Annotated in this window: 22 protein-coding genes; 10 read left to right on the top strand and 12 right to left on the bottom strand. The window is 38.9% G+C overall.

Translation table 11 applies throughout. From position 1 onward, the window contains the following. Positions 1-249: 249 nt before the first annotated feature. The 4 genes from clpB to pyrE all read right to left on the bottom strand — a co-directional run bounded on the left by clpB (position 250) and on the right by pyrE (position 7,375). Positions 250-2,850 (bottom strand): ATP-dependent chaperone ClpB, encoded by a 2,601-nt coding sequence (gene clpB / locus ACN9MR_RS15095; RefSeq protein ID WP_426324787.1) that lies wholly within the window; start codon positions 2,848-2,850, stop codon positions 250-252. A 603-nt stretch (positions 2,851-3,453) separates the two neighbouring features. Next, positions 3,454-6,129: a family 78 glycoside hydrolase catalytic domain gene (locus tag ACN9MR_RS15090; RefSeq protein WP_426324785.1), complete on the bottom strand. Its 2,676-nt coding sequence runs from the start codon at positions 6,127-6,129 to the stop codon at positions 3,454-3,456. A 144-nt stretch (positions 6,130-6,273) separates the two neighbouring features. Beyond that, positions 6,274-6,672: an SRPBCC family protein gene (locus tag ACN9MR_RS15085; protein ID WP_426324783.1), complete on the bottom strand. Its 399-nt coding sequence runs from the start codon at positions 6,670-6,672 to the stop codon at positions 6,274-6,276. Positions 6,673-6,709: 37 nt separating this feature from the next. Next, positions 6,710-7,375: an orotate phosphoribosyltransferase gene (gene pyrE / locus ACN9MR_RS15080; protein WP_108200214.1), complete on the bottom strand. Its 666-nt coding sequence runs from the start codon at positions 7,373-7,375 to the stop codon at positions 6,710-6,712. Between the two features lie 361 nt (positions 7,376-7,736). Between pyrE and ACN9MR_RS15075 the strand changes: the two genes are divergently transcribed. The 4 genes from ACN9MR_RS15075 (at position 7,737) to ACN9MR_RS15060 (ending at position 10,157) form a co-directional block, all read left to right on the top strand. Then, entirely contained in the window at positions 7,737-8,549 is an 813-nt protein-coding gene (locus ACN9MR_RS15075; RefSeq protein WP_426324781.1) for a DUF6597 domain-containing transcriptional factor, read from the top strand. 86 nt (positions 8,550-8,635) lie between these two features. Further along, positions 8,636-9,406, top strand: a complete 771-nt coding sequence (locus ACN9MR_RS15070) for an isocitrate lyase/PEP mutase family protein (protein WP_426324780.1) — start codon at positions 8,636-8,638, stop codon at positions 9,404-9,406. 18 nt (positions 9,407-9,424) lie between these two features. Beyond that, positions 9,425-9,805: a YybH family protein gene (locus ACN9MR_RS15065; RefSeq protein WP_426324779.1), complete on the top strand. Its 381-nt coding sequence runs from the start codon at positions 9,425-9,427 to the stop codon at positions 9,803-9,805. A 175-nt stretch (positions 9,806-9,980) separates the two neighbouring features. Continuing rightward, positions 9,981-10,157 (top strand): hypothetical protein, encoded by a 177-nt coding sequence (locus tag ACN9MR_RS15060; protein ID WP_157258061.1) that lies wholly within the window; start codon positions 9,981-9,983, stop codon positions 10,155-10,157. Between the two features lie 19 nt (positions 10,158-10,176). Here ACN9MR_RS15060 and ACN9MR_RS15055 read toward each other — a convergent pair whose 3' ends face one another. After that, positions 10,177-10,929, bottom strand: a complete 753-nt coding sequence (locus ACN9MR_RS15055; RefSeq protein WP_426324778.1) for a DeoR/GlpR family DNA-binding transcription regulator — start codon at positions 10,927-10,929, stop codon at positions 10,177-10,179. Positions 10,930-10,984: 55 nt separating this feature from the next. Between ACN9MR_RS15055 and nudK the strand changes: the two genes are divergently transcribed. Together nudK and ACN9MR_RS15045 are read left to right on the top strand one after the other, a co-directional pair. Continuing rightward, complete coding sequence (gene nudK, locus ACN9MR_RS15050) at positions 10,985-11,563, top strand: GDP-mannose pyrophosphatase NudK (protein ID WP_426324777.1); 579 nt, start codon at positions 10,985-10,987, stop codon at positions 11,561-11,563. Positions 11,564-11,661: 98 nt separating this feature from the next. Continuing rightward, positions 11,662-12,705 carry an NAD(P)-dependent alcohol dehydrogenase gene (locus ACN9MR_RS15045; RefSeq protein ID WP_426324776.1) on the top strand — a complete coding sequence of 348 codons (1,044 nt, stop codon included), beginning with the start codon at positions 11,662-11,664 and terminating at the stop codon, positions 12,703-12,705. An 89-nt stretch (positions 12,706-12,794) separates the two neighbouring features. On the opposite strand, the gene ACN9MR_RS15040 is transcribed toward ACN9MR_RS15045, so the two are convergent. Continuing rightward, positions 12,795-13,661 (bottom strand): hypothetical protein, encoded by an 867-nt coding sequence (locus tag ACN9MR_RS15040; RefSeq protein WP_426324775.1) that lies wholly within the window; start codon positions 13,659-13,661, stop codon positions 12,795-12,797. Between the two features lie 439 nt (positions 13,662-14,100). Here ACN9MR_RS15040 and ACN9MR_RS15035 point away from each other — a divergent pair, with 439 nt between their 5' ends. After that, positions 14,101-14,712, top strand: coding sequence for an NUDIX hydrolase (locus ACN9MR_RS15035; protein ID WP_426324774.1), 612 nt, complete (start codon positions 14,101-14,103; stop codon positions 14,710-14,712). Between the two features lie 203 nt (positions 14,713-14,915). On the opposite strand, the gene ACN9MR_RS15030 is transcribed toward ACN9MR_RS15035, so the two are convergent. The 5 genes from ACN9MR_RS15030 to ACN9MR_RS15010 form a co-directional block, all read right to left on the bottom strand. Continuing rightward, positions 14,916-15,521, bottom strand: coding sequence for a hypothetical protein (locus ACN9MR_RS15030; RefSeq protein ID WP_426324773.1), 606 nt, complete (start codon positions 15,519-15,521; stop codon positions 14,916-14,918). Continuing rightward, on the bottom strand, positions 15,511-16,014 hold the full coding sequence (locus ACN9MR_RS15025) for an RNA polymerase sigma factor (protein ID WP_426324772.1): 504 nt from the start codon (positions 16,012-16,014) through the stop codon (positions 15,511-15,513). The genes ACN9MR_RS15030 and ACN9MR_RS15025 overlap by 11 nt, the downstream gene beginning before the upstream one ends. A 368-nt stretch (positions 16,015-16,382) precedes the next feature. After that, positions 16,383-16,844: a pantetheine-phosphate adenylyltransferase gene (gene coaD / locus ACN9MR_RS15020; RefSeq protein ID WP_426324771.1), complete on the bottom strand. Its 462-nt coding sequence runs from the start codon at positions 16,842-16,844 to the stop codon at positions 16,383-16,385. Between the two features lie 338 nt (positions 16,845-17,182). Continuing rightward, positions 17,183-17,722, bottom strand: a complete 540-nt coding sequence (rsmD, locus tag ACN9MR_RS15015; RefSeq protein ID WP_426324770.1) for a 16S rRNA (guanine(966)-N(2))-methyltransferase RsmD — start codon at positions 17,720-17,722, stop codon at positions 17,183-17,185. Continuing rightward, on the bottom strand, positions 17,713-18,519 hold the full coding sequence (locus tag ACN9MR_RS15010; protein WP_426324769.1) for a DUF3822 family protein: 807 nt from the start codon (positions 18,517-18,519) through the stop codon (positions 17,713-17,715). The genes rsmD and ACN9MR_RS15010 overlap by 10 nt, the downstream gene beginning before the upstream one ends. A 340-nt stretch (positions 18,520-18,859) precedes the next feature. Here ACN9MR_RS15010 and ACN9MR_RS15005 point away from each other — a divergent pair, with 340 nt between their 5' ends. The 3 genes from ACN9MR_RS15005 (at position 18,860) to ACN9MR_RS14995 (ending at position 22,442) form a co-directional block, all read left to right on the top strand. Beyond that, on the top strand, positions 18,860-19,999 hold the full coding sequence (locus ACN9MR_RS15005) for a putative sensor domain DACNV-containing protein (protein ID WP_426324767.1): 1,140 nt from the start codon (positions 18,860-18,862) through the stop codon (positions 19,997-19,999). Between the two features lie 257 nt (positions 20,000-20,256). Then, positions 20,257-21,690, top strand: coding sequence for an ATP-dependent DNA helicase (locus ACN9MR_RS15000; protein WP_426324766.1), 1,434 nt, complete (start codon positions 20,257-20,259; stop codon positions 21,688-21,690). An 80-nt stretch (positions 21,691-21,770) separates the two neighbouring features. Further along, positions 21,771-22,442, top strand: coding sequence for an MCP four helix bundle domain-containing protein (locus tag ACN9MR_RS14995; protein WP_426324765.1), 672 nt, complete (start codon positions 21,771-21,773; stop codon positions 22,440-22,442). Positions 22,443-22,598: 156 nt separating this feature from the next. On the opposite strand, the gene ACN9MR_RS14990 is transcribed toward ACN9MR_RS14995, so the two are convergent. Further along, positions 22,599-23,444, bottom strand: coding sequence for a CvfB family protein (locus tag ACN9MR_RS14990; protein ID WP_426324764.1), 846 nt, complete (start codon positions 23,442-23,444; stop codon positions 22,599-22,601). Positions 23,445-23,804 lie beyond the last annotated feature (360 nt).

Here is a 23,804-nt window from a genome sequence, read left to right as displayed (position 1 = left end):
TTGAATTAGGGCTCAATATGCGGCTGTCATTTCGCGTGGATAGCAACGTAACCGGGAGCTACATAAGTGGTCAGCGCAGCTAAATCTGTCTAGGCAGATCTCTCCTCCGAATGAGTTCCTTTGGAACATTCCACGCGTTCCAGTCGAGATGACGGTTTTTGCTTTAAAGTCTGTCAATAGTAGAGAAATTAGTTATTAAACAAAAAAATCCCATAGAACTTAATCTATGGGATTTTTGATTGTTATGTTTTAATCTGTTTTTTGGTTCAAGAACACAAAATGATGATCAAACATATCCAGCTTAATTTTGCTGTCTTTATCTATTTTACCCGCCAATATCTCTTTCGACAACTCATTTAGGATTCTTTTTTGGATAACCCTTTTTAATGGTCTGGCGCCAAACTGTGGATCGTAACCCAATTGTGCCAACCAATCTAAAGCTTCATCACTGGCTTCCATTTCTATACCCATTTCGGCCAGTGTTTGCTGTACATGTTTAAACTGCAAGCTTACAATATTTCTGATTTCGCTGCGGTTTAATGGTGTAAACATAATCAGCTCGTCAATCCTGTTCAAAAACTCCGGACGAATGGTCTGTTTTAACACTTCGAACAATTCGTTTTTGGTTTTCGCAATTACTTCCTCGCGGTTTTCATCGCTTAAATTTTTAAAGTTATCCTGAATTAAATGCGCACCGATATTAGAAGTCATGATGATGATGGTGTTTTTGAAATTCACCGTCCTGCCTTTATTATCGGTTAAACGTCCATCATCCAGCACTTGTAACAGGATATTAAATACATCCGGGTGTGCTTTTTCAATCTCATCGAGCAATACCACCGAATAAGGTTTACGCCTAACGGCCTCGGTTAACTGTCCGCCTTCATCATACCCCACATACCCTGGAGGCGCTCCAATTAAACGTGAAACTGCATGGCGTTCCTGGTATTCACTCATATCAATACGTGTTAGCGCATTTTCATCGTTGAATAGAAACTCTGCCAATGCTTTTGCTAGCTCCGTTTTACCTACTCCGGTTGTACCTAAAAAGATGAAAGAGCCGATAGGTTTGCGTTTATCCTGCAAGCCCGCACGCGAGCGACGGATCGCATCAGAAATGGCTTCGATTGCCTCATCCTGACCGGCTACACGCTGGTGTAATTCTTCTTCTAAATGAAGTAGTTTTTCACGCTCACTGGCAATTAGCTTGGTTACCGGAATGCCTGTCCAACGGCCAACTACGCCTGCAATATCATCAGCTGTAACTTCTTCCTTAAGCATACGGCTATCGCTTTGCTGGCTTTCTAAATCGGCTTTCAGTTTTTCAACTTTATCCTGTGCCTCTTTAATTTTTCCATAACGGATTTCGGCCACTTTGCCGTAGTCGCCTGCGCGTTCTGCCTGCTCAGCCTCTAATTTATAGTGCTCAATCTGCTCTAACTCGTTGTTTACCGCATCTACCAGGTCTTTCTCGCCTTGCCATTTGGCTTTAAATTCATCACGTTCGGCCGATAGGTTGGCAATTTCTTCTGAAAGTTCTTTAACCTTCCTGTCGTCTTTTTCACGTTTAATGGCTTCGCGTTCAATCTCTAAACGCATAATCTCACGGTCTAAAGCATCTACATTTTCTGGTACGCTGTCCATCTCCATACGTAGTTTCGAGGCAGCCTCATCCATTAAATCGATGGCTTTATCTGGCAAGAAACGATCTGAAATATACCGCTGACTCATTTCTACGGCTGCGATAATTGCTTCATCTTTAATCCTTACCTTATGGTGTGTTTCGTAACGTTCTTTCAATCCACGGAGGATAGAAATGGCATCCTGTGTATCTGGTTCTTCAACCATTACTTTTTGGAAACGACGCTCTAGTGCTTTATCTTTTTCTAAATATTTTTGGTATTCATCTAAGGTTGTTGCACCAATAGCACGCAATTCACCACGGGCAAGTGCAGGTTTTAAAATGTTTGCTGCATCCATTGCACCTTCGCCACCACCAGCACCTACCAAAGTATGGATCTCGTCTATAAATAGAATAATGTCACCATCGCTCTGGGTAACTTCTTTAACCACGGCTTTCAAACGTTCTTCGAACTCGCCTTTATATTTTGCACCTGCAATAAGCGAACCCATATCAAGGGAATAAACCACTTTGCTTTTTAAATTTTCAGGTACATCACCTTTAATAATCCTGAAGGCAATACCCTCTGCAATGGCTGTTTTACCAACACCAGGCTCACCAATTAATATAGGGTTGTTCTTGGTTCTGCGTGATAAAATCTGAATTACCCTACGGATTTCTTCATCACGGCCGATTACCGGATCTAATTTTCCGCTTTCGGCATATTCATTTAAATTCCTTGCATATTTGCTCAAGGCCTGGTAAGTAGCTTCGGCATTTTGATCCGTTACACGGTTATCGCCACGCAATTCTACAATGGCTTTTTTAAGGTCTTTTTCGTTAACGCCCTGTTCTTTTAATAATTTCGAAGTACTATCGTTAACGGCTAAGATGCCTAATAATAAATGTTCTACAGAAACGAATTCATCTTTAAATTCTTTTAAAAATGTTTGCGCTTTCTGCAGGACGCTATTGGCATTAGATGACAGATAGACATTGCTTCCGCTCACTTTCGGGAACCTGGCAATCTCTGCATCTAAGTTTTGATTTAATGAATTTAGGTTAACGTTCAGTTTCTTTAAGACGTAAGAAACCACGTTTTCATCAACAGTAAGCAAACCTTTAAGCAGGTGTGCCGTTTCAATAGCCTGTTGCTGATTGCCTTGGGCTATTTCAGAAGCCTGTTGAACTGCTTCCTGGGCTTTTATAGTAAAATTGTTGAAGTTCATATTCCCTTTTAGGTCAAAACAAATGCCATAACGGTTTTGATTTTACAATCGGAAATTTTGTCGCTAATATTTTTATTTTAATGACTAAATTGCTGATAATTAGCTGTTTGTGCTGAAAATTTGTCGTATTGGGGATTGCGAATTGCCAACTGTTAACTGCCAACTGATTTGGGCGTTACCCAAGCTGCGCGAGGGCCCGGGCTTTTCAGGGCTGCGCTGCGCTCCGGTACCGATGAAGGATCGGCACTGAACCCTTACAATCCCTAACGCGGAATCATTGGTGTCATTCTGAACGCAGTGAAGAATCTCTATCTACAATGCATAGACTTTGAAGCCATATCAATCGAAATCAGTAATCTATCGTTTAAAAACCCTTCGTGCCTTAGGATGACAGACTTCCATAGAAAGGTCGTCATTGCGATGAAAGAAGATAACCGAACGAAGTGAGCTCATGAATGCCTTTAAAAGCAACTGCAAAAATGAATAATCTTAAAGCACACGCTAGTAGCGATCGTTGTAAGATTGCTTTCCCGAGATCGGGACAGGCTGTCGGCTGAAAAAGCCTTCTCGCAATTGTAAAGGTTTAGTAATTCGGGAACTGAATTATTGTTGGGCTTTATGTTCAATTACATACTTACCAGCTGCTAGATCTATCTTCCCAATGTTGTTTATCTTACCATTTACATAATTATTCATGCCACGCGTAAGTGGGAGGTTAATAGTGGCTGTAGAATTTGCAGGAATGATAATATCGTACCTGATTCCATTATTAACTCTTTTCCATGCGCTCATAATTTTACCATACGGACCAATATGACTAGCCTCAAAAGAATTCAGGCCTTCCACCACATGCGGATCTAGTATTACATGTTTAAAGCCGGGTTGTTTTTCATCTGGCTTAATACCACCAGGCGATTTATATAACCAGGCGCCAATTTCCCCAAACATAATGTGGTTCATCGATATATCCGATTTTGCATCAATGGGCCAGTTCTCATATAAAGTGGTGGCTCCGTTTTCCATCCACCAGCCCCAGCTTGGATAGGTTTTTTGAGCGGCAACTTTGTAGGCAATATCGCTGTAACCATTTTCGCTCAGCGCATTTAAAATGGCTTTTGTACCCAATAATCCCACATCTAAGTGAAAACCATCTGCTTCTACACGTTTGGCTAAATTCTCGGCAACTAAAGCAACCGATTCTTCCGGAACAATTTTCCAATAAAGCGGAACGCTCATTTCGGTTTGTACGCCAGAAGCATAAATCCCTTTTTCTTTATTCAAATACCTGGCATTAAAAGCATCTTTAATTTTTTTTGCCAGAGCCGTGTATTTTTCATAATCATCGTTTTTACCTAAAATTTTTGCTGCCTTGGCCAGAATAACCACATCAGCATAATAATAACAGGTCGAAGTAAGCTCAACAGGAGATTTTGATTTCACCGGAATCCAATCGCCCAAACCCCAGGTGGTTAAACCTGTCGGGTAGGTTTCGTCAATATGGTTCACGTATTTTCTAATATTTCCGTAACAATCGGCAAGTAGTTTTTTATCACCGTAAAACAGGTAAACATTCCATGGAATAATGGCAATTGTACTGGTCCAGTCCGGTCCGTTGCCCCATTCGTAACCCCAGCCATCGGTGGGGATAATGGAAGGTAAAATACCATTTGGCTGTTGTTCATCGCGGTGATCGGCAAGCCATTTTTCGTAAATAGTAATGCCATCAAAGCCATAAAGGCCTGTTTCTATCGCAATCTGCGCATCGCCCGTCCAACCGTTTTTCTCTCTTTGCGGACAATCTGTAGGATAACCAAAAAGATTCGATAGGTAAGAGCTGTTGGTGGCATAATAGATTTTATTGATGATCGACTCTGAAGATTTAACGTCACCAACAACTGGCACATCACTATGCATAAAATAGCCCACCAGATCTTCTTTTTTTAATTGGATGGGAGCAGAGCTGCTCACTTCTACATATTGAAAACCCTTATAATTGAAATGCGGCATAAAACTTTGTTCACCTTTTCCATTCAAAATCAGGATATCCGTCTGAAATGGATCAGTATTATCAGTTGGACGGTAATGGGCATCAATATTGGAGATATCTACGTGTCCGTTGGTATATAAACGTTCGCCATGTTTCAGTTTTATAACAGTTCCGGCCGGCCCGCTTACCGTGATTTTGCTTACGCCTGAAATATTCCTGCCCAGATCGAAAAGATAAGTGGTATCGTTAAACTTTCTAAAATTTTTGCTTACTATTTCCTCAACATTACGGATAGGGTGCATGGCCTGTGCAACAATATTATTAGACGGCGCTGAACGGTACATCACATTTTTCCAATCTGTATCGTCGAAATCTGGCGTGTTCCAGCCTGCTTTTTCCAGGCGGGCATCGTAATGTTCGGCGGTGTAAATACTATTAAAAATAATCGGGCTTAAAGCTGTTTTCCATTCTTTACCCGATTTAATGGTTTCAGTTGTGCCGTCTTCGTAAGTAATGCGTACATCAAGACAAAAAGTTGGCCTATTGCGCCAGGGGGCACGGTCGAAATACCAAACTGCAGTCGATTGGTGATTGTACCAACCATTGCCCAATAGTACGCCAATAGCATTTTTGCCTTTGCTTATGGCATTAGTTACATCGTAGGTAACGTATAATGTTCGTCTATCAAAACGGGTATACATCGGGTCCATGCGGTGGTTGCCGATTTTTTTGCCATTGATAGAGAGTTCGTACAAGCCAGCTGCGGCGATGTAAGCCCTGGCCGACCTGATTTTTTTAACGGTGGTAAAGGTGTTCCGGAAATAGGGTGCAGGCTTAAGCTTGGTATTTTCATTATCCGAAATCCATGCACCTTGCCAGTTTCCCATTTTCATCATCCCTGTTTCAAAGCTGGCGATATAAACTTTGTTTGATTTCTTTTGGCTTCCATCAGTAATATCAACCCTCCAGAAATATTTAGTAAAAGGTTTTAGTGGTAGGCCCGAATAAATAACCAGATTATCAGCTGATGTAACCCAGCCTGTATTCCAAAGTTTTGCACTGTTTTTAACAAGCGAAGCCGAATCGGTATCTACCAGAACGCGGTAGGCTGTTTGTTTGGCTCCTTGGCTGGCATCGTTCATTTGCCATGTAAAACGCGGATTTGGATTGTCTAAGCCGATCGGGTTAACCAAATATTCGGTTTTTAAAGCGGTAAGTGATTGAGCAAATGTTTTGGGAATAGGAGCAAGGGCAAAAAATAAAGCAGTTACCTGGAGAAATCTGAGGTTCATAGTTTATAGGTTATTCTAATAACTAAGGTATTAAAATAATATGCTGATAAGAGAACGCAATGGAATTTTTACGCATAAAAAAAGACGAGGTTTAACTCGTCTCATCAATTTTTGGAATAAATTAAATCTGTATAATCACATTCCTTATCCTAAAATCTCCTTAAGTTTTTCCGTTTGGTGATCGGCCAGTTTTTGTAGCGGACCAGATGCCAACATTTTCATCATCATGTTCAAATCAGCTGAGATAATGTGTTTAGCCGTAGTTGTTCCGTTTCCGTTATCTGCTACAGTCCACTTTAATTCTACATCGAAAGGTGCTTTTTCACTCGGAATTGCTGTTATTTCCTGATTTTCGATACGGCTCGAAATCTTAATGGCCAATTTTGCCATATTTTGGATGGTAAACCGTGCATCATCTTCTGTAGATTCCCAGTTGTAAATATTTTCTGGCATCAGTTGCTGATGATTGTTCATATTAGATAGAAATGCATAAACCTCTGTAACTGGTTTATTTATCTCTACTGCGCTTTCAATAACAGTCATTATATATTTTTTATAGATTTTTGTTTTAACTCAAAACTTAAGACTCCGAACTCAAAACTTGTCCTTGTCCCCATTCTGAAGGGTTTAAACGCCATTTGCCTAATAATTCCATATCACTTTTGGCAATAATGCTGTGCTCGGCAGCATAATCGATTAAAGCGCCATAGTTTGATAAGGTTAAGTAACGACATTTTGCAGCTGCGAAATTTTCGTCTGCTTTTTCGAAACCGTAAGTGAAAATTGCCGCTAAGCCAGCTACCGATAAACCTGCAGCTCTTAATGCATCAACAGCTTGTAGACTGCTTTTTCCGGTTGAAATTAAATCTTCTATAACCACCACACGTTGACCTTCTACCACTTCGCCTTCAATTAAACTTCCAGTGCCGTGTTCTTTGGCCTTCGCTCTTACGTAGATAAAAGGTAAGCCAAGTTCTTGAGCTACTAAAACACCTTGAGGGATTCCAGCGGTTGCAACACCTGCAATAACATCTACCGAACCAAACTCTTCCTGAATGGCCTGTGCAAGTTTCTGACGGATGTAAGTTCTAACCTGAGGGTGGGAAAGGGTAATTCTGTTGTCGCAATAAATTGGCGATTTCCAGCCAGATGCCCAGGTAAAAGGATTATTTGGCTGTAATTTGATTGCTTTTATCTGTAATAAAAATTCCGCTACCTTTAATTCAATATCACTTTTATTATACATGGCTCAAAATTACAGATTTATTTGTGTTTGTCATAACGTTTATTAAGCCCCACTTGTTTTAGCGAGGAAAGAAAATGTCGGGATTTGAATTTAATCACGACTTCCAAATGATACAAATATCGGAAATTTTGATGGATGGTAAAAGCTATTTCTTGCCACTCCTTGTAAATCAGTGTGATAAAGAATATTGCGGCTTAAAACATATCAGAAATATCTTGTTGCGGTAAAGGATTGTTTTTAAGCTGCGGCGCCTGGATTACAGCGCTTAATGGTCTCAATAAAAATATAATTTGTTCCGATTTTTACTATCGAGAGGCTTGGAATTGCCCTAATTTTACGATCTTGTAATCAATTGGCATATATGGAATTTAAACAGTTTCTACCTTCAGATCCCTTAAAACCTTATATCAGGCATTATTATATTTTCAAGTCGGATGCCGATTCGACTTTTGAGGATGTGGTATTTCCCAGTGGGGATATGGAGGTAATTTTTAATTTGGGGAATGGCAGCTGGGAATCGCTTGTAAACAATAGTTTTAAGAAAACGCCAAAAATTGAACTTTGGGGGCAGATTACAAAGCCGCTTGCCATCCGATCGACAGGTAAACATGCTATGCTCGGGATCAAATTTTATACACACTCGGCATCATACTTTTTTAATGATCAGATGGGAGTTTTTAACGACTCGATTACCGATCTTCGGGATGTGATCGGAGGAAGTGCAGATGTGCTCCATCAAAAACTATTGGAAACCGAGGGCGAACAGAAAAGGATCGATCTTTTAGAGGCATTTTTGTTGAAAAGACTGATCAATCATGAAAAGAAAACCTTTCATATTAATAAGGTCGCCGATATCTTAAATAGCATCCTCAAGGATGCTTCGGGAAGCAATATTACCTATATCGCATCAAGGCATAATATCACTACACGTTATTTGCAACGGTTACTGCATCAGCATACCGGGCTTTCGCCAAAATCTTACGATAAAATTAACCGTTTTCAGCAGAGTTTAAAGATGATTTCAAAAAACGAGGAGCCATTTACCAATATTGCCTATGCCTGCGGATATTTTGATCAATCACATTTTATAAGAGACTTTAAATCCTTTACCGGACTTACTCCTTCGAGTTACCTGGATAACCTTACTCCAGTAAACCAGCTGCTTTTTCCGTAAATTTTATTTTGTTCGGATTTGTACAATCCGTTGATTTTTAAGGGCTATATCTTTGATGTATAATCAATTAAAACATGATATAGCTTATGAATTCTTTTGAAACATTTAAACATCTGCACCAAAATACCGCCCCACTTTTGATTGGGAATGTATGGGATGTAAAAAGTGCAGAAATCTTTCAAACCAATGGTTTTAGGGCCATTGGGATTTCCAGTCAGGCCATTTCGAATGCATTAGGTTATCCAGATGGAGAAAACCTGCCATTTGATGAGCTGCTCCGTATAACAAAGCGCATTACCGAGGTGGTTGATATTCCGCTTACCGTTGATATGGAGGCCGGGTATAGCCGCGGCCTACAAGGCATTTTAGAAAATGTAGAAAAACTACACGATTGTGGTGCAGTGGGGATTAACCTCGAAGATACATTACCGGGCGAAAAGAGAAGCTTGGTGCCAGCGGCTTCGTTTGCAGAAACAGTTGCTGTGGTGGCTGAGCACATCAATAAAAGGAAACTAAATATATTTCTGAATATCAGGACGGATGCTTTTCTCCTGGGATTGCCAAACGCTTTAGCGGAAACCAAAAAACGCATCAGATTTTATCAGGAATCAGGAGCAGATGGGATTTTTGTGCCCTGCGTTACCGAAAGTAGTGATATTGCCGCTGTAGTTCAGTCTACTTCACTTCCCATCAATGTAATGTGCATGCCCGATCTTCCAGGATTTAAAACATTGGAATCGCTTGGGGTTAAGCGTATTAGTATGGGTGGATTCTTCTTCAATAAAATATATGATCATGCAGGTCAGCTCGCCGGAAAAATATTGAAAGAACAAGAATTCTCCAGCATTTTTTCTTAAACATTAATAAAAATCTATATGAATTTACCAAAAAGGGCAGAAGATGCCCACTCGGCATTAGCTGCCGCATTTAACACTGGCGATGTGGCCACTGTTCTTAGTATGTATGATACGTCGGGTATCATTGTTCCAGAACCTGGAAAACCTGTATCAGGACGGAAACAGTTTGAAGAAGCTGTTAAGGCCATTTTATCCATTAAGGGGACGATGGAAATTAAAACAGTGTACTGCATGCAAACCGGAAGCCTTGCAGTAGGACGATCAGAATGGAATATCACTGATGGAGATGAAGTGAAGATACAGGCAAAAGGTATCGAATTGATGAAGCAAGGTGAAGATGGTACATGGAAAATCGTTATCGACCATGCTTTTGGAGCGGAAAGATATCTGATCGCTTAAGTTACAAAGAACACAAAGAGTCGTCATTTCGAGATGGGCAGCGCCACATCCGAGATGACGATCGTCAGCGTTTATTTCTCTCCATTCGTCATCCTGAACTTGTTTCAGGATCTTTCCAACTTGAGTATTTGTAACAATCGATAAAATTTGCCGTCTTAATTAATATCCTCAATTTATGATTGTTTTAAAATCCGATTATTTCAGTTCGCATGAGCGCCTTACCCTTTTTATCAACGAGAACCATATTAAGCGTGAAGATATTTTAGCAATTACGCAGGCTCCAAGCTTCTTTACCATCTTTTTCTATGCTGATGATGCTGTTGTAGAAATCACACATGGATTGTTCTCCTAATAATTGAGACCCCATAATATTAATGCGTTACTGAATATACTGAGATTCCTTTTGACTGGAATGCTGTTATTTCAGGTCCATTATAATCTGTAACCAAAACATCTACCAATGATAAATCATTAAACTTTAGATATGAAGTTTTTCCTATTTTGCCGGCATCGCATAACATATAAGTACAATCACTTTGCGATGCCATAGCCAAAGTATTCGAAGCTTCGTGCTCACTTCCGGCATATAGTCCCTCGGCAGTAATTCCATCCACACCTAAAAAAGCTTTCGAAGCCCGATACCTGCCTATATGCTCAAGTGACATTGTTCCATGAACTGCCTGTCTGATGGGATCAACTTCACCTCCAATAAGGTTAATGGTTACAGCGCTGCCATGCAGTTCATTTACTATTGGCAGAGAATTGGTAATTACTTTTATTTTTTTGTTTTTGATAAATTGGCATAACCTAAAAACCGTACTTCCGCAGTCGATGAATATAATATCGCCATCATTAATATCTTCTGCCACCCTTTTACAGATCGCATCTTTAGCCTTAAAATTAACAGCTGCTTTGTTAACAAATGATACTGGTTTAATTAACTCACTTACTTTCATTGCCCCACCATGTGTACGGTACAGCAGTCCGTTTGTTGCCATATTTGCAAGATCCCTTCTTACGGTAACTTCAGAAACACCTATTTCTGCTGCCAATTGTCTGATCTCCACTTCGCCAAGTTCCTCTAAAAGTTCAAGGATTTTATGTGCTCTTTTTTGAAATGTCATAAATAATGATTTAATTCGATCAAAAATAATCATAATAAATCAATAATGATCAATCATGAAAAATATTAATATACTGAACACTCAAATTTTATCCGATAACTGGTACACACTAAAAAAGGTAAGTTTCGAGATGACGGGAACTGATGGCGCTAAATCTACTTTAGCGCGTGAAGCTTATGATAGGGGGAATGGTGCCACAATCTTATTGTATAATAAGCAATATAAAACAGTTGTGCTTACCCGTCAATTTAGAATTCCGACGTTTATTAACGGAAATGACACGGGTTATCTGATTGAATGTTGTGCCGGATTGTTGGATCAGGATAATGCTGAGGATTGTATCAGGAGGGAAACTGAAGAAGAAACCGGATTTAGGATCGATCAGGTAGAAAAAGTTTTCGAAGCCTATATGTCACCGGGTTCGGTTACCGAATTATTGTACTTTTTTGTGGCTGCATATTCGAGCGAAATGAAATTGCATTGTGGTGGTGGCCTTAAAGAAGAAAATGAAGATATAGAAGTTTTGGAATTACCATTTGAAAAGGCACTTGGGATGATCAAATCTGGCGAAATAAAGGATGGAAAAACGATTATGCTCCTTCAATATGCTCAGCTAAATGGCTTGATGCGATAATGTATTGTTTGAATTTTGCAATGATTTATTTGATTTGTGTAATTGTTCTTAACAAAGCACTGTTTACATTTGCTATGGTATAATTAATTTAAATTTTTATGATAGCAACAAAAGGATATGCGGCACAAAATGCCGAAACAGATCTTGCACCCTGGAATTTTGAGCGCCGGGAAGTAGGGCCTCATGATGTTCAGTTCGAGATACTTTTCTGTGGGGTTTGCCACTCAGATCTGCACCAGATAAAAAACGATTGGTTTCCAGGTATATTCCCGATGGTTCCTGGCCATGAAATTGTGGGCAGGGTAGTAAAAGTTGGAGATCATGTTAAAAAATTTAAGGTTGGTGATCTTGCCGGTACTGGCTGTATGGTAGATTCTTGCCAGGTTTGCGAAAACTGTAAGCAAGATTTAGAACAATATTGTTTGGAAGGAAATACGCAAACATACAATAGTTTAGAAAGAGATGGTAAAACACCAACTTATGGCGGCTATTCGGATACGATCGTAGTGCGCGAAGAATTTGTACTTCATGTATCAGATAAATTAAATCTTGCTGCTGTAGCACCGCTTTTATGTGCAGGTATTACCACTTATTCTCCTCTAAAACACTGGAAAGTAGGAAAAGGCCATAAACTGGCTGTACTGGGGCTAGGTGGCTTAGGCCATATGGCTGTGAAATTTGGTGTAGCTTTTGGCGCCGAAGTAACGGTATTGAGTACTTCGCCAAAGAAAGAAGAAGATGCCAAAAAGCTTGGCGCCCACCATTTTGTGGTAACTACCGATCCTGAACAGGTTAAAGCTGCCAGAGGTACTTTCGATTTTATTTTAGATACAGTATCTGCTGAGCATGATTTTAACATGTACCTTTCTTTATTGAGAACAAATGGTATTCACATTTGCGTAGGCGTTCCACCTAAACCGGCAGAAATTGCAGCTTTTAGTTTGCTTGGTGGCAGAAAAAGTCTTGCCGGATCGGGTATTGGAGGTATTGCCGAAACTCAGGAAATGTTAGATTTCTGTGCCGAGAACAATATTGTATCGGATATCGAAATGATCGATATGAAAGATATCCACCATGCTTACGAACGTATGGAAAAAGGCGATGTACGTTACCGCTTTGTGATTGATATGGCGACGTTGTAAATCTAAATATCAGATAACATTAACAGTATAGGGGTTTGGAGCTGAAAAGGTTTCTAAATCCCTATTTGTTTATCAGACAGATCAATCTCCTAAGTCGTATAATTTTGTTTTACAAATTCTGATATAGAGATGTTGTGAGCAGATTCTACTTTGAAAATCTGTTTTTTGTTTTCCATCAGCAGGTTTTGCAGCGTGCTTAACGAATCTTTAAGATAAGAGATGGATAAGGTGCGCGAAATCCTGCTTCTGATTTTTTCGGCCAGGAACAACTCGACCAGGATCAGCGTGATTAAAAAGACATAATGGGTAAAGATCAGATTATTGGTATTCTTGCTTAAGGCGGGCAATCCTAATGATACCAAGCTCATATCTATTATTAGCGGAATGCCGATAATGGCAATAATCGAGATTGCACCTGCTTTTAGCGTAATACGTTTTTCTGCTTGTTTTATCTGTTCATTAAAAGCAGAAAATTTACTGTTCAGCGGTGTATTTCTATTGTTTTGTTGTTGTTCTAGCTTCTGAAGATCTTTTCCATGTGCTATATCTATTATTCTAACCTGCTCTACGATGGATGATTCGGCATTATTAAGCTTTTCCTGATCTTCTACGATAGATTCTTGCTCGGCTATAATTTTATCCATCACCATCAAATCGTCGGGGATACCATGACGAAGCTTTTGTTCTGCGGCAATAATACGGTTATCTAATTGTTTAAACTGCCTTTTAAGCTCTGCAATTTCTTTATTGTAATGCTCCTTTTTTTTAGCATAATTGTTCTCCAAACTATGAAGTTCAGATGCGTATTCGAAATTGGCCAATAACTGCTCATTGCCGGCAAAACGCTGATAAAGCCCAGTTAATGTGATAAAAAGCGTACCTGTTGATTTTTCTGGGTTAGAAAGATCGTTTCGGTATGCTTCCAGATCTGTTTCGGATAATGAAGGTATGGGCATAGCAGATTAAAAGGTTAAAATTATAAAAAATATTCATCGTTGCAGGAATTATTCGCCATTGTTTTCTAGCTGAATGCCCCAATACAGACAACTAACCATTTTTTTTACATTCTAGTGTGTATGGCTTTAGGTTATATAGGTTCATCATCGATTAAATATTATTTTTTTTTCACTCTTTAATAAATTATTCTATATTTGTACCAAGCAAGGGGTGAGAGCCTTGCATCAATCTTTGATTGAGAGCGTTAATTTAGATAAGGTTACAACATTAATTGTTGTAACCTTTTTTTATATCCTATAAATAACCCAACAATTTTTCTACTTTTAGAGCATTGCAAAATATATAGGTTTTCGCAGAAAGAACTCTTTAAATGTAATCGGGAAAGGAGCGGGTTGCTATAAAATGCATCATTCTCTACTTAATGTGTGTTAAAAATATATGCCAAGAAATTATAGAATTTATATCAATGATAACACTTTGTTTATCTCAGATTTTTTGCCAGAGCAAAAAGAAAAAATTCAGCAACTGGAATTTCAGGATTTTAACCTGCAAACATTCTACAAAAAGTTAAAAAACGGTTCTAAAAAGAGCTATATTTTCTTAACAAAAAATCCTCAGGAAACCTTCAAAAAGTTAAAGAAAGATTGCACTATTATTAAGGCAGCCGGTGGTTTGGTAGAGAGTGCAAATGGCAATTTTCTGTTTATTTTCAGGAACAAAAAGTGGGATCTACCCAAAGGAAAGCTCGAAGAAGGCGAAAAGATGAAGGAAGCCGCTGTTCGTGAGGTAGAGGAGGAGTGCGGCATCAGGGTTTTTAAACGCGAAGAAAAACTTTGTAAAACTTATCATGTTTACCCAATTGGTACCAAAATGGTAATCAAGAAAACCAATTGGTACAAAATGAAAGTTAAGGGTGAACCAAAATTGGTACCTCAAAAGGAAGAAGGCATTGATGAAGCAGTTTGGCTGGATAAAAACCACATTTCGCCAGTAGTTAAAAATACTTTTCCATCAATTATGGATGTACTGAGGGCCGGAGGAATATTGTAAGAACGTCGAAGCGTCAGATGGTAACATCTGACTACACATCTTGTGTCAGATATTTCTATCTGACACTGATCTGAACAATTATTGATTGGTATTTTAATATATTTTAACAGTCAGATGGTAACATCTGACTGCACATGTAGATTAATCTAAAAATCAGTGAATCGGTGCTTTAACTGTCAAATGGTAACATCTGACTGCACAGATTACTCATAATCTAACTCATCGACAACTTTTTTAACCTGTTTTAAATACTTGCCATAATAATACCATGCCCATAATTCGGTAATTACGCCTATAATCAGAATGGTAATAAAACAGTTTAATAAGATGTAAACAGATGAAAGCTTGGCTAAAATTTTATTGAAAATGGAAGCCTTTTCTATAAACAGATAAACTGTAATGAATGCGACGCCGATAAATGCAACGATGTAGGTGAGGGCTTTATATAGTTCGATGTTCAGTTTCATTTCGTAGAAAAACCAAAGGATGTTTTTGCGTGAATCCAAACTCATATCGTAAGAGTTTTTATAGAACAGATAAAACTTAAAAAAATAATAAGCGGTAAATCCGCAGGTGATGGCATAAAACATTAAAAACACCTGATTCATTGCAGATGAGAAACCAAAAAAGTAAGGAACAAAGGCCATGAGCACCAAAAAGAAGATCTGGTAAAAAAACTCGTGTTTCATTTTTCCCCTTATTTTATCAATTGGAGTATGTGCCTGTTTTATTTTAAGCATATCTGTAGAAATGTTGCTTCCTTCCGGATTCTCAGCATTCCATTCATTTTTTATATCGTCAAAATTCATAACCGTTTTTCTTTATGATAAATTGTAATTTTTCTTTAGTTCTGTTCAGTTTAACTCTTGCATTTACCTCGCTAATGCCCAGGTTTTCGGCAATTTCGCGATGAGACTGATTTTCGAGAAAGAGAAATATCAAAGCTTTTTCTATCACATTCAGCTCTTGTACCGCAGTGTACAGATAGGCCAGTTTTTCTTCTTTTTCTGCACTTTCATTTACATCTATTATATCAATATTATCATCCAATGGTGTTTTATCTACTTTTCTATGGTCTTTCTTAAAGTAAATTAAAGCTGTATTTAAACATACACGGTACATCCAGGTGGTGAATTTGGCCTTGCCTTTAAAAGTAGGGTAGGCTTTCCATAGCTGGAATACGATTTCCTGAAACAGATCGCGCTGTTCTTCAGCACCGTTCATATACATTTTAGAAATCTTATGTATAATGGCTTTGTGCTGATTGATCAGGGTGATAAATATGTTTTCTGTTTCTTTCATTTAATATTATAACCCATTGGTAACAAATTTTTTAAAACGTTACATTTTAAATTTAAATAATATTAAACTACTGTAAAGGAGGATGGACAAGGATAGACTAGAAGCCTTCATCTCTGCTCAGACTGACATTTTTTTAGTGGTTGAAGTTTATGATGCTGATCGTGGTGTCAGATATTTCTATCTGACACAAATAAATTAAACTTATTGGTCTTAGCGTCTCGCTAAGACTATACTTTATCTCCCGTAATTGGTATGCGGTATAGCAATAATTATGTCTTAGCCAGACGCTAAGATCAGTTGAGTTAGAAATAGGTATGTAAATGCATTTATCTGTCAGGAGGTAACACCTGACAGCACATCATTCAAGGCTATAAAAAACTAAGTGCTTCTTTAGGTACAAATGGACTCACATCGCCATGGTTTCTTAAGATATCGCGGACGATGGTAGAGCTAATGGCTGAATATTCAGGTTTGCTTAAAAGTAAAATGGTTTCTACTTCGGGCATCATGGTCTGGTTGATTTGTGCGATGGCTCTTTCATATTCAAAATCGGATGCTGAACGGATACCGCGCACCATGTAGGTGGCATCAATTTTTCTGCAAAAATCTACTGTTAAGCCTTCATAAGTTTGGATTTCGATATTTTGATAACCCTTAAAAACAGTCTGTAGAATCTGAAGACGCTGCGCTGCACTTAAGAAATTCTGTTTAGAACTGTTTAGTCCGATACCCACTACAATTTTATCAAAAAGTGGCGTGGCACGTTGTAAAATGTTTACGTGAGCAATGGTGATGGGGTCAAATGAGCCTGGAAATAGCGCTATCTTCATGATTCAAATATAGATTATTATGGTGAAATTATTTACCACAAAGATACGAAGAACACAAAGAGGGTTGTTTTTTGCCACGGAAACACAGATTTACGCAATACACCTGGTTTAATCTTTTATCATTAAGAAATTAAGAACATTAAGACATTCAACGGCGCTATAACTGGAGCAGACCGTTCATTTTAAGCCTGATTGCAATGGAAAGCCCGGAACCCGATCCTTTATCGGGTGAGGACTTGCAATGAAAAGCAGGACTAAAGGCCGCCACAATGCAAAAATGCCCGCTTTCAAAAATAATAATAATATTATACCGGCTAAGGAAAAGCTTAGGATTTTTGCTACTCGCTAAACTCAAAAAAACTGAAAGAAGAATTGCCGTATTTTCTGGTTTCGGTGTAGCCGGGCTGGCTGTTCAGTTTCATGTTACTTTGGTGTTCTACAATTAACAAGCCATCGGGTTTAAGCAATTGTTGTTCCTTTACCATCACCGGAATCTGTGGGATGTTGGGCATATTGTAGGGCGGATCGGCAAAGATCAGATCGTAAGCACCAGTCATTTGTTTTAATAACTTGAATACATCACCTTTACGCACATCAACTTGATCAAACTGGTGTTGTTTTGCTGTGTTTTTAACCCAGTTTACACAACCATAATCCATATCAACGGCTAAAATACTTTCTGCGCCACGCGAGGCGAATTCGAAAGTTAAGTTTCCGGTACCGCAGAATAAATCTAAAACAGAACAGGTTTCGAAATCATATTTGTTGTTGAGGATATTAAAGAGCGCTTCTTTGGCCATATCCGTAGTTGGCCGTACCGGTAAATTTGCAGGGGGCTGCAAACGGATTCCCTTTAATTTGCCACCAATTATTCGCATAAATCTAAAGCAAGGAGACCGCTGAAATAGTGTTTAGGCATATCGGCCAATAATTCGCTATTTTGTTTTCCAGCAGGAAGGAAGAAATAAAGTTGGTTAAAGTATTTTAATAAGCAGTTATAATGCTCATCATCTTCGTTTATAATGCCTTGTAAATAGACAGGAATAGCATCAGTTAAACCCAGTTGCTCGATCATCAGCAACAGGAAATAATTAAACTCCTCAGCGTTTTCTGATTGATAATGGTTTTGAAAAACTATCTTTTTATCTTTTACATAGAGTACATTAAAAGATATTGCTGTAAAATCTATTAATAAAGACTCATCTGCCAAATGATTAAATAAAACCATTAATGGTTCCGACTGGGGAAATAAATCTGTTTTTTCAGGCAGATTTGCTTTTAAATCCTCATCTAAACAAAAAACAGTATTAAAACCTAACTTATCGTTGTGTTTAGTATAAACTTTAGCATCAGAACCTAAATACTTCGCATAAACGGATAGATTTTCGCCATCAAACCATTCATCAGGAATAAAAATAAAATTTGAGGTATGGATTGCGGCTTTTACCGTTGCATAGTTTAATGATAAGTAACTATCGGTTTCAAAGGCAGATTTCAGTTCTTTCTGTACATCTTCACAACCTTGTTTATCAAAAATGATATTAATCTCTTCTGTATCCTTACCTATCACAGCATAAGAAAAGCTGTCATTTGTTATTTTTAATAATAAATGGCAGCTTGCAGATGCATCAGCTTTAAAATTCGGGTCGACTAATAAGAGACTATTGTTACTCATTGAAACAAAAATAGACTTTTTTGAGGATTAACAGTAAGATGAGGCTAAATTTTTGATTTTGCCTCCTAGTGCTTTAATTTTTGCCACGAAACACGGGGTTCATGGAAACAACTTCTAGCCATTTTGCTTACTAATTATTCAATGAACCTTTTTACAAGACACCTTAGTTCATTTGAGTGAATTTATATTCACCCGAAATATACTGTTAACTTGGTGTGCTTTGCGTCTTTTTGGTTAATCTTGTCTCTGTGTACTTTGCGGTTAAAATTTCGAGAAATTTTTACCAAAATCAAACCTTTCGGGTATTCAAAAATCGAAATATTCGGCTTAAATTCGGAACATGAGTTACAAGCCTACCTATAAAGCGGCAAACACGATTGCAGCAACTATTGAGCAACATTTTGTGAAACTGCATAAAAATGCAATTGCGCAGGGTGAAATAGATTTGGCTACTCAACCGGATCGAAAAATAATTGAAGCGATAATTGATGTTGCTTTTTGGAGCAGCTTACGTAAAGAAGAGGGGCATTCGCCGCGGATTTCAATTGCTTTTTTACCGCCGGATCAAACGTCGAAACCATTGCGTTTTGCAAAAAAACTAGCCTTAAATGCCAATACCTTAACCAAAATAGCACCTGGGATTGAACGTTCAGGGATTCACTTAGGGGTTTGGGAAGAAGATGGCGAACTTTATATCTGGGGTACAACCCTCAATATTCCGAACTTCTGTTTTGTTGTGGATGTTTCTGAACCTGGATTGATCGTAATTAAACACCGAAGGATTTACGGCATCGGTAAGTTTACCAATGTTGCCGTACTTAAAGGAGAGCAGATCCGTATTGTTGATGATACCAGTTGTGCAAATAAAGATTGTCCGCCTATTTTGCAGGCCTTATTAGATCTGACTGTTTTAGCAAGCTGGAACGATCCTATTAATATTTTGATCCAGTTTTCGGTTTCTATGCGTGCCCATGGCCGTGGGGGTGCCTTGCTAATTGTGCCGAAAGGCGATACGAAGTGGGAAGAATCCATTATCCACCCGATACAGTATTTGGTAGAACCTCCGTTTTGTGGTTTATCCAACCTGGCGAAACAGAACGGAAACCAGAGCGAAATTTTTTCGCAGGGGGCAGTGCGCCGCGAGGTTGAGCATTTGGCAGGTTTAACAGCCGTTGATGGTGCAACGATAATAAATGAAGAATTTGACCTGATCGCATTTGGCGCAAAAATTGGTCGTGCCAAAGGCAAACCAACGGTAGAACAGATTGCATTTTCGGAACCTATTGTAGGAGGCGAAGATAAAATTCTTTATCCCGGACAGCTCGGAGGAACGAGACATTTTTCTGTCGCCCAGTTTGTTAACGATCAGCCCCAATCTATTGGTTTGGTAGCCTCTCAGGATGGCCATTTTACCATTTTCAGTTATAGCAAAAAACAAAATATGGTAATGGCACACCGCATTGAAACCTTACTTTTGTAATAGGCAAAGAGCAGAAAGCATAAGACATAAGATTGCATTGGTTTGGAAAGGTGCTGTACTGCCCATCGGGTACTGTGGTCCGTCTTTCCGCTAAATTCCCGATCAAAACCTTTGCAAAAAAACAAATGTTTATCTAGATCGGGAGATATCGCTTCAATACGGTTTAGTTAAATAGGGTTGTGCTAAAAACTCAGGTACTATTACGCTCGCACTAAATAGTTAACCGATTAACCGTTTAAAACAATTAACCATTAGAGATGATCCTCGATAAAAGTCAACTTATAGCTTCAGCATATGAGCATACACCAACTAAGGAGCAATTGCTTTTTTGCGAGCGGATGTCGGTCTTTTTGCAACAGGATGACGAGTACCGCTGTTTTGTGCTTAAAGGTTACGCTGGTACGGGTAAAACCACCTCTGTTGCGGCCCTGGTGAAGGTTTTGAAACAATTTAATCTGCGGAGTGAACTGCTGGCGCCAACAGGAAGGGCAGCGAAAGTAATGAGCCAGTATTCATACCGAAAGGCCTTAACCATACATAAACGGATTTACCGCAAGCGCTCGGCGGCATCGCCCGAAATGCAGTTTCAACTGGCACCTAACCTCTCCGAAAATACGCTGTTTATTATCGACGAGGCCTCGATGATTGCCGATGAATTTAACGAAACAGGCTCTTCAATATTAAGAGATCTACTGGAGTTTGTGTACAATTCTAAAAACTGTTTTTTGCTTTTTGTGGGTGATACGGCACAGCTGCCCCCTGTGGGGAGTTTAGATAGTCCGGCACTGAACGAACAATACCTCAAAGATAAATTTGCCCTAACCGTGTCGTCTGTTGAGTTAAAGGAAGTGGTTAGGCAAGGAAAGAAATCGGGTATTTTGGCCAATGCCACGATGTTGAGAAATCAGATTGCTAAAAATCCTGAAAATCCGATGCCTAAATTCCTGACTAAAAGTTATACAGATATCTATAATATGCCTGGGGCACGTTTGGTTGAAGGACTGGAGTATGCTTACCGCAAATTCGGTATGGAAAATACCCTGGTGGTTTGCCGCTCCAATAAATCGGCTAATGTGTATAACCAACAGATTAGAGCAAGGTTGTTGTACCGTGAAGAAGAGTTAACAGGTGGCGATCAGATTATGGTGGTACGGAACAATTATTTCTGGCTGCCAGAGAACGAGGATACTGCTTTTATTGCCAATGGCGATATGGCAAAGGTGATTCGCGTGAGGGGAGAAGAGGAACGTTATGGATTCCGTTTTGCCGATGCTACTTTAGAATTTATGGATTTTCCGGCCGCAGGACAGATTAGTTGCAAAGTAATGTTGGATACGCTCAATTTAGAAAGTGCTAATCTGCCTTACGAGCAGAATAAAAAGCTTTTTGACGGGCTTAATGAAGATTACGAGCATATTGCCAATAAGCGGCAACGGATGTTGGCCATTAAGGCCGATCCTTTTTATAATGCCCTGCAAATTAAGTTTGCTTATGCGGTAACCTGTCATAAAGCACAGGGCGGGCAGTGGGATGCTGTTTTTGCTGATCAGGGTTATCTTACTGAAGAAATGATCGATCTCGATTTTCTCCGCTGGTTATACACTGCTGTAACGCGAGCGAAAAAAGAGTTATATTTAGTCAATTTTGCGCCACAGCTTTTCGCGAAGACGGCGCAGGAGGATTACTTTTAGAACGTGATTACACAGATTTAAGGATTGCACAGATTGATTTTCTTTGTACCCTTGTGGTGAACATACTAACCAATTATAATATGAAATTTGCCTTTAGTCTTAAAAACAAGCTAAAAATAGCTTTCCTGCTTTTCTGCATCATGTGCTGCACCTTGTTGATCCGCTTTCTGGAAGACAAAAGTGTAGAGAAGATTAACGAATCTTTTATTTCAATGTACAATGATAGGCTTGTTCCGGCAACAGATTTATACTTTATTGCTGAAAACCTATATTATAAAAATGAAATCCTTCAGGAAACATTGTTAGGTAATGGTGCTGTTCATCCCTCAACTGGTATGGTGAAAATGAATAAACACAACCGTAAAATAGATTCGGTCATTAATAAATATGAACTTACTTTATTGGTAGAACAGGAGAAAAGTTTTTTAAACGACCTTAAGAAAGCATTAACCGTTCAGCAGGGATTGGAGGCTAAGATTTTGAACATGGCTGGCATAGAGGGTAGGGCAATTTATGAATCGATGGGTAGGAATGCAGCAAACCAGACTTTAGTCAAACTTTCGGACTTGATTAAAATACAATCTAAAGTTGGTCACGATCTGATTAAAGGTTCAAAGATCTTCGTTTCAGGAACGAAGGTATATTCTACCTTGCAGGTTATTTTGGCTATTGTAATCGGGATTATGATCGTGGCTATTGTTTCGGCCTCGAATGCGGTGAAGGTGCAGAACGAAAAGTTTAATCTGAATTAAGTTTTAACCTCTCGTATTAGGATTTGACCACGAATACACAAAGAAAATTTTGTTATCTCGACTGGAACACGGTGGAATGGAGAGATCTATCTAGAGAGATTTCTCCATTTCGTTTCACTTCAGTCGAAATGACGGATTTAATGTTAAAAATTATCTTTATTCAGCATCCTCATCTGTAATCAGTCTGATCGAATCGTCAGAAAGTACAATTAAGCGTTCTTTGTACAATGAACCAATGGTTTTTTTGAAAGCACTTTTACTGATCTGGAAACGGTGATAAATATCTTCAGGAGAACTTTTATCGCCCAGTTCAATTACACCGCCACTTTTTTTCAGCTCTCTTAAAATCATCTCTTTCGAATCGAGAATATGGCCGTAACCACTTGGCTGTAGGGTTAAATCGATCTTACCTTCCACTCTGATCTTCTTGATCCAGCCTTTGCGCATTTCGCCCGGTTGGATATTATCAAAAACCTCGTTATTGTAAAGCAAACCGATATAAGTGTTGTTGATAATGGCGTTAAAACCAAGGTCGGTTTCTTCGGTAATCAATAAGCTTACCTCGTCGCCCTCTTCAAAATCGAAGCCATCTTCTTCAACAAAATCATACAGCTTAGAAGAAGCCAATAGGCGATCATTACTTTCGTCTAAATAAAGGTAAACCACATATTTATAGCCTTTTTGCATTGGTCTTTTTTGCTCTCGATCTGGTACATAAACATCTTTATCAATACCAAGATCCATAAAAACACCGTCATCACCATCAGAAACCACTTTTAAAAAAGCAAAATCGCCCACTTCGGCATAAGCTTTCTGGGTAGTTCCGGTTAAGCGGCCATCTTTTTGTACAAAAACAAAAACGGTAATGTTATCGCCAATTTCTACACCATTCGGAACGTATTGGTAAGGCAGGATGACCAGTTTATCGCCATCGGTTAAGTTTAATCCAGCTTCTGTTTTGCTTAAAATCCTTAACTCGTTGTATTTTCCTATTTCAATCATTTGTTTTGGGTTTAACCATTTTCTTCAATGGCTTTTGCTGCAAAGGTAGCAATGTTTCGTTGCAAATTGGTTTTAAATGAAGTTGGAGTAATTTTAACCATAGCCAAAAGGATGCGCACAGATCTGATATCAATAGCATCTGTGGGGAAAAAAACATCTATTTATGTTTCGCCAGGCTATCATTAGCGGATTCAAAAGAAAGGTCGTCATTGCGAGGAGGAACGACGAAGCAATCTATCATATTGGTGATCCTGGCTGTAAAGATTGCTTCGTCGGCTGAAAAAGCCTTCTCGCAATGACGCTCCCTCACCACTACTTGAACCTGCAATGAAAAAAAATATATATTTTAGCAACTTATCT

The organism is Pedobacter sp. R-06 (assembly GCF_049913135.1).
In the GTDB taxonomy this organism is placed as follows: domain Bacteria; phylum Bacteroidota; class Bacteroidia; order Sphingobacteriales; family Sphingobacteriaceae; genus Pedobacter.
This window is presented reverse-complemented; position numbering and strand designations above follow the sequence as displayed.

Bases quoted from the DNA above. Each gene is read 5' to 3' on its own strand.
- clpB (WP_426324787.1), bottom strand. From the start codon at position 2,850: ATGAACTTCAACAATTTTACTATAAAAGCCCAGGAAGCAGTTCAACAG.
- ACN9MR_RS15090 (WP_426324785.1), bottom strand. From the start codon at position 6,129: ATGAACCTCAGATTTCTCCAGGTAACTGCTTTATTTTTTGCCCTTGCT.
- ACN9MR_RS15085 (WP_426324783.1), bottom strand. From the start codon at position 6,672: ATGACTGTTATTGAAAGCGCAGTAGAGATAAATAAACCAGTTACAGAG.
- pyrE (WP_108200214.1), bottom strand. From the start codon at position 7,375: ATGTATAATAAAAGTGATATTGAATTAAAGGTAGCGGAATTTTTATTA.
- ACN9MR_RS15075 (WP_426324781.1), top strand. From the start codon at position 7,737: ATGGAATTTAAACAGTTTCTACCTTCAGATCCCTTAAAACCTTATATC.
- ACN9MR_RS15070 (WP_426324780.1), top strand. From the start codon at position 8,636: ATGAATTCTTTTGAAACATTTAAACATCTGCACCAAAATACCGCCCCA.
- ACN9MR_RS15065 (WP_426324779.1), top strand. From the start codon at position 9,425: ATGAATTTACCAAAAAGGGCAGAAGATGCCCACTCGGCATTAGCTGCC.
- ACN9MR_RS15060 (WP_157258061.1), top strand. From the start codon at position 9,981: ATGATTGTTTTAAAATCCGATTATTTCAGTTCGCATGAGCGCCTTACC.
- ACN9MR_RS15055 (WP_426324778.1), bottom strand. From the start codon at position 10,929: ATGACATTTCAAAAAAGAGCACATAAAATCCTTGAACTTTTAGAGGAA.
- nudK (WP_426324777.1), top strand. From the start codon at position 10,985: ATGAAAAATATTAATATACTGAACACTCAAATTTTATCCGATAACTGG.
- ACN9MR_RS15045 (WP_426324776.1), top strand. From the start codon at position 11,662: ATGATAGCAACAAAAGGATATGCGGCACAAAATGCCGAAACAGATCTT.
- ACN9MR_RS15040 (WP_426324775.1), bottom strand. From the start codon at position 13,661: ATGCCCATACCTTCATTATCCGAAACAGATCTGGAAGCATACCGAAAC.
- ACN9MR_RS15035 (WP_426324774.1), top strand. From the start codon at position 14,101: ATGCCAAGAAATTATAGAATTTATATCAATGATAACACTTTGTTTATC.
- ACN9MR_RS15030 (WP_426324773.1), bottom strand. From the start codon at position 15,521: ATGAATTTTGACGATATAAAAAATGAATGGAATGCTGAGAATCCGGAA.
- ACN9MR_RS15025 (WP_426324772.1), bottom strand. From the start codon at position 16,014: ATGAAAGAAACAGAAAACATATTTATCACCCTGATCAATCAGCACAAA.
- coaD (WP_426324771.1), bottom strand. From the start codon at position 16,844: ATGAAGATAGCGCTATTTCCAGGCTCATTTGACCCCATCACCATTGCT.
- rsmD (WP_426324770.1), bottom strand. From the start codon at position 17,722: ATGCGAATAATTGGTGGCAAATTAAAGGGAATCCGTTTGCAGCCCCCT.
- ACN9MR_RS15010 (WP_426324769.1), bottom strand. From the start codon at position 18,519: ATGAGTAACAATAGTCTCTTATTAGTCGACCCGAATTTTAAAGCTGAT.
- ACN9MR_RS15005 (WP_426324767.1), top strand. From the start codon at position 18,860: ATGAGTTACAAGCCTACCTATAAAGCGGCAAACACGATTGCAGCAACT.
- ACN9MR_RS15000 (WP_426324766.1), top strand. From the start codon at position 20,257: ATGATCCTCGATAAAAGTCAACTTATAGCTTCAGCATATGAGCATACA.
- ACN9MR_RS14995 (WP_426324765.1), top strand. From the start codon at position 21,771: ATGAAATTTGCCTTTAGTCTTAAAAACAAGCTAAAAATAGCTTTCCTG.
- ACN9MR_RS14990 (WP_426324764.1), bottom strand. From the start codon at position 23,444: ATGATTGAAATAGGAAAATACAACGAGTTAAGGATTTTAAGCAAAACA.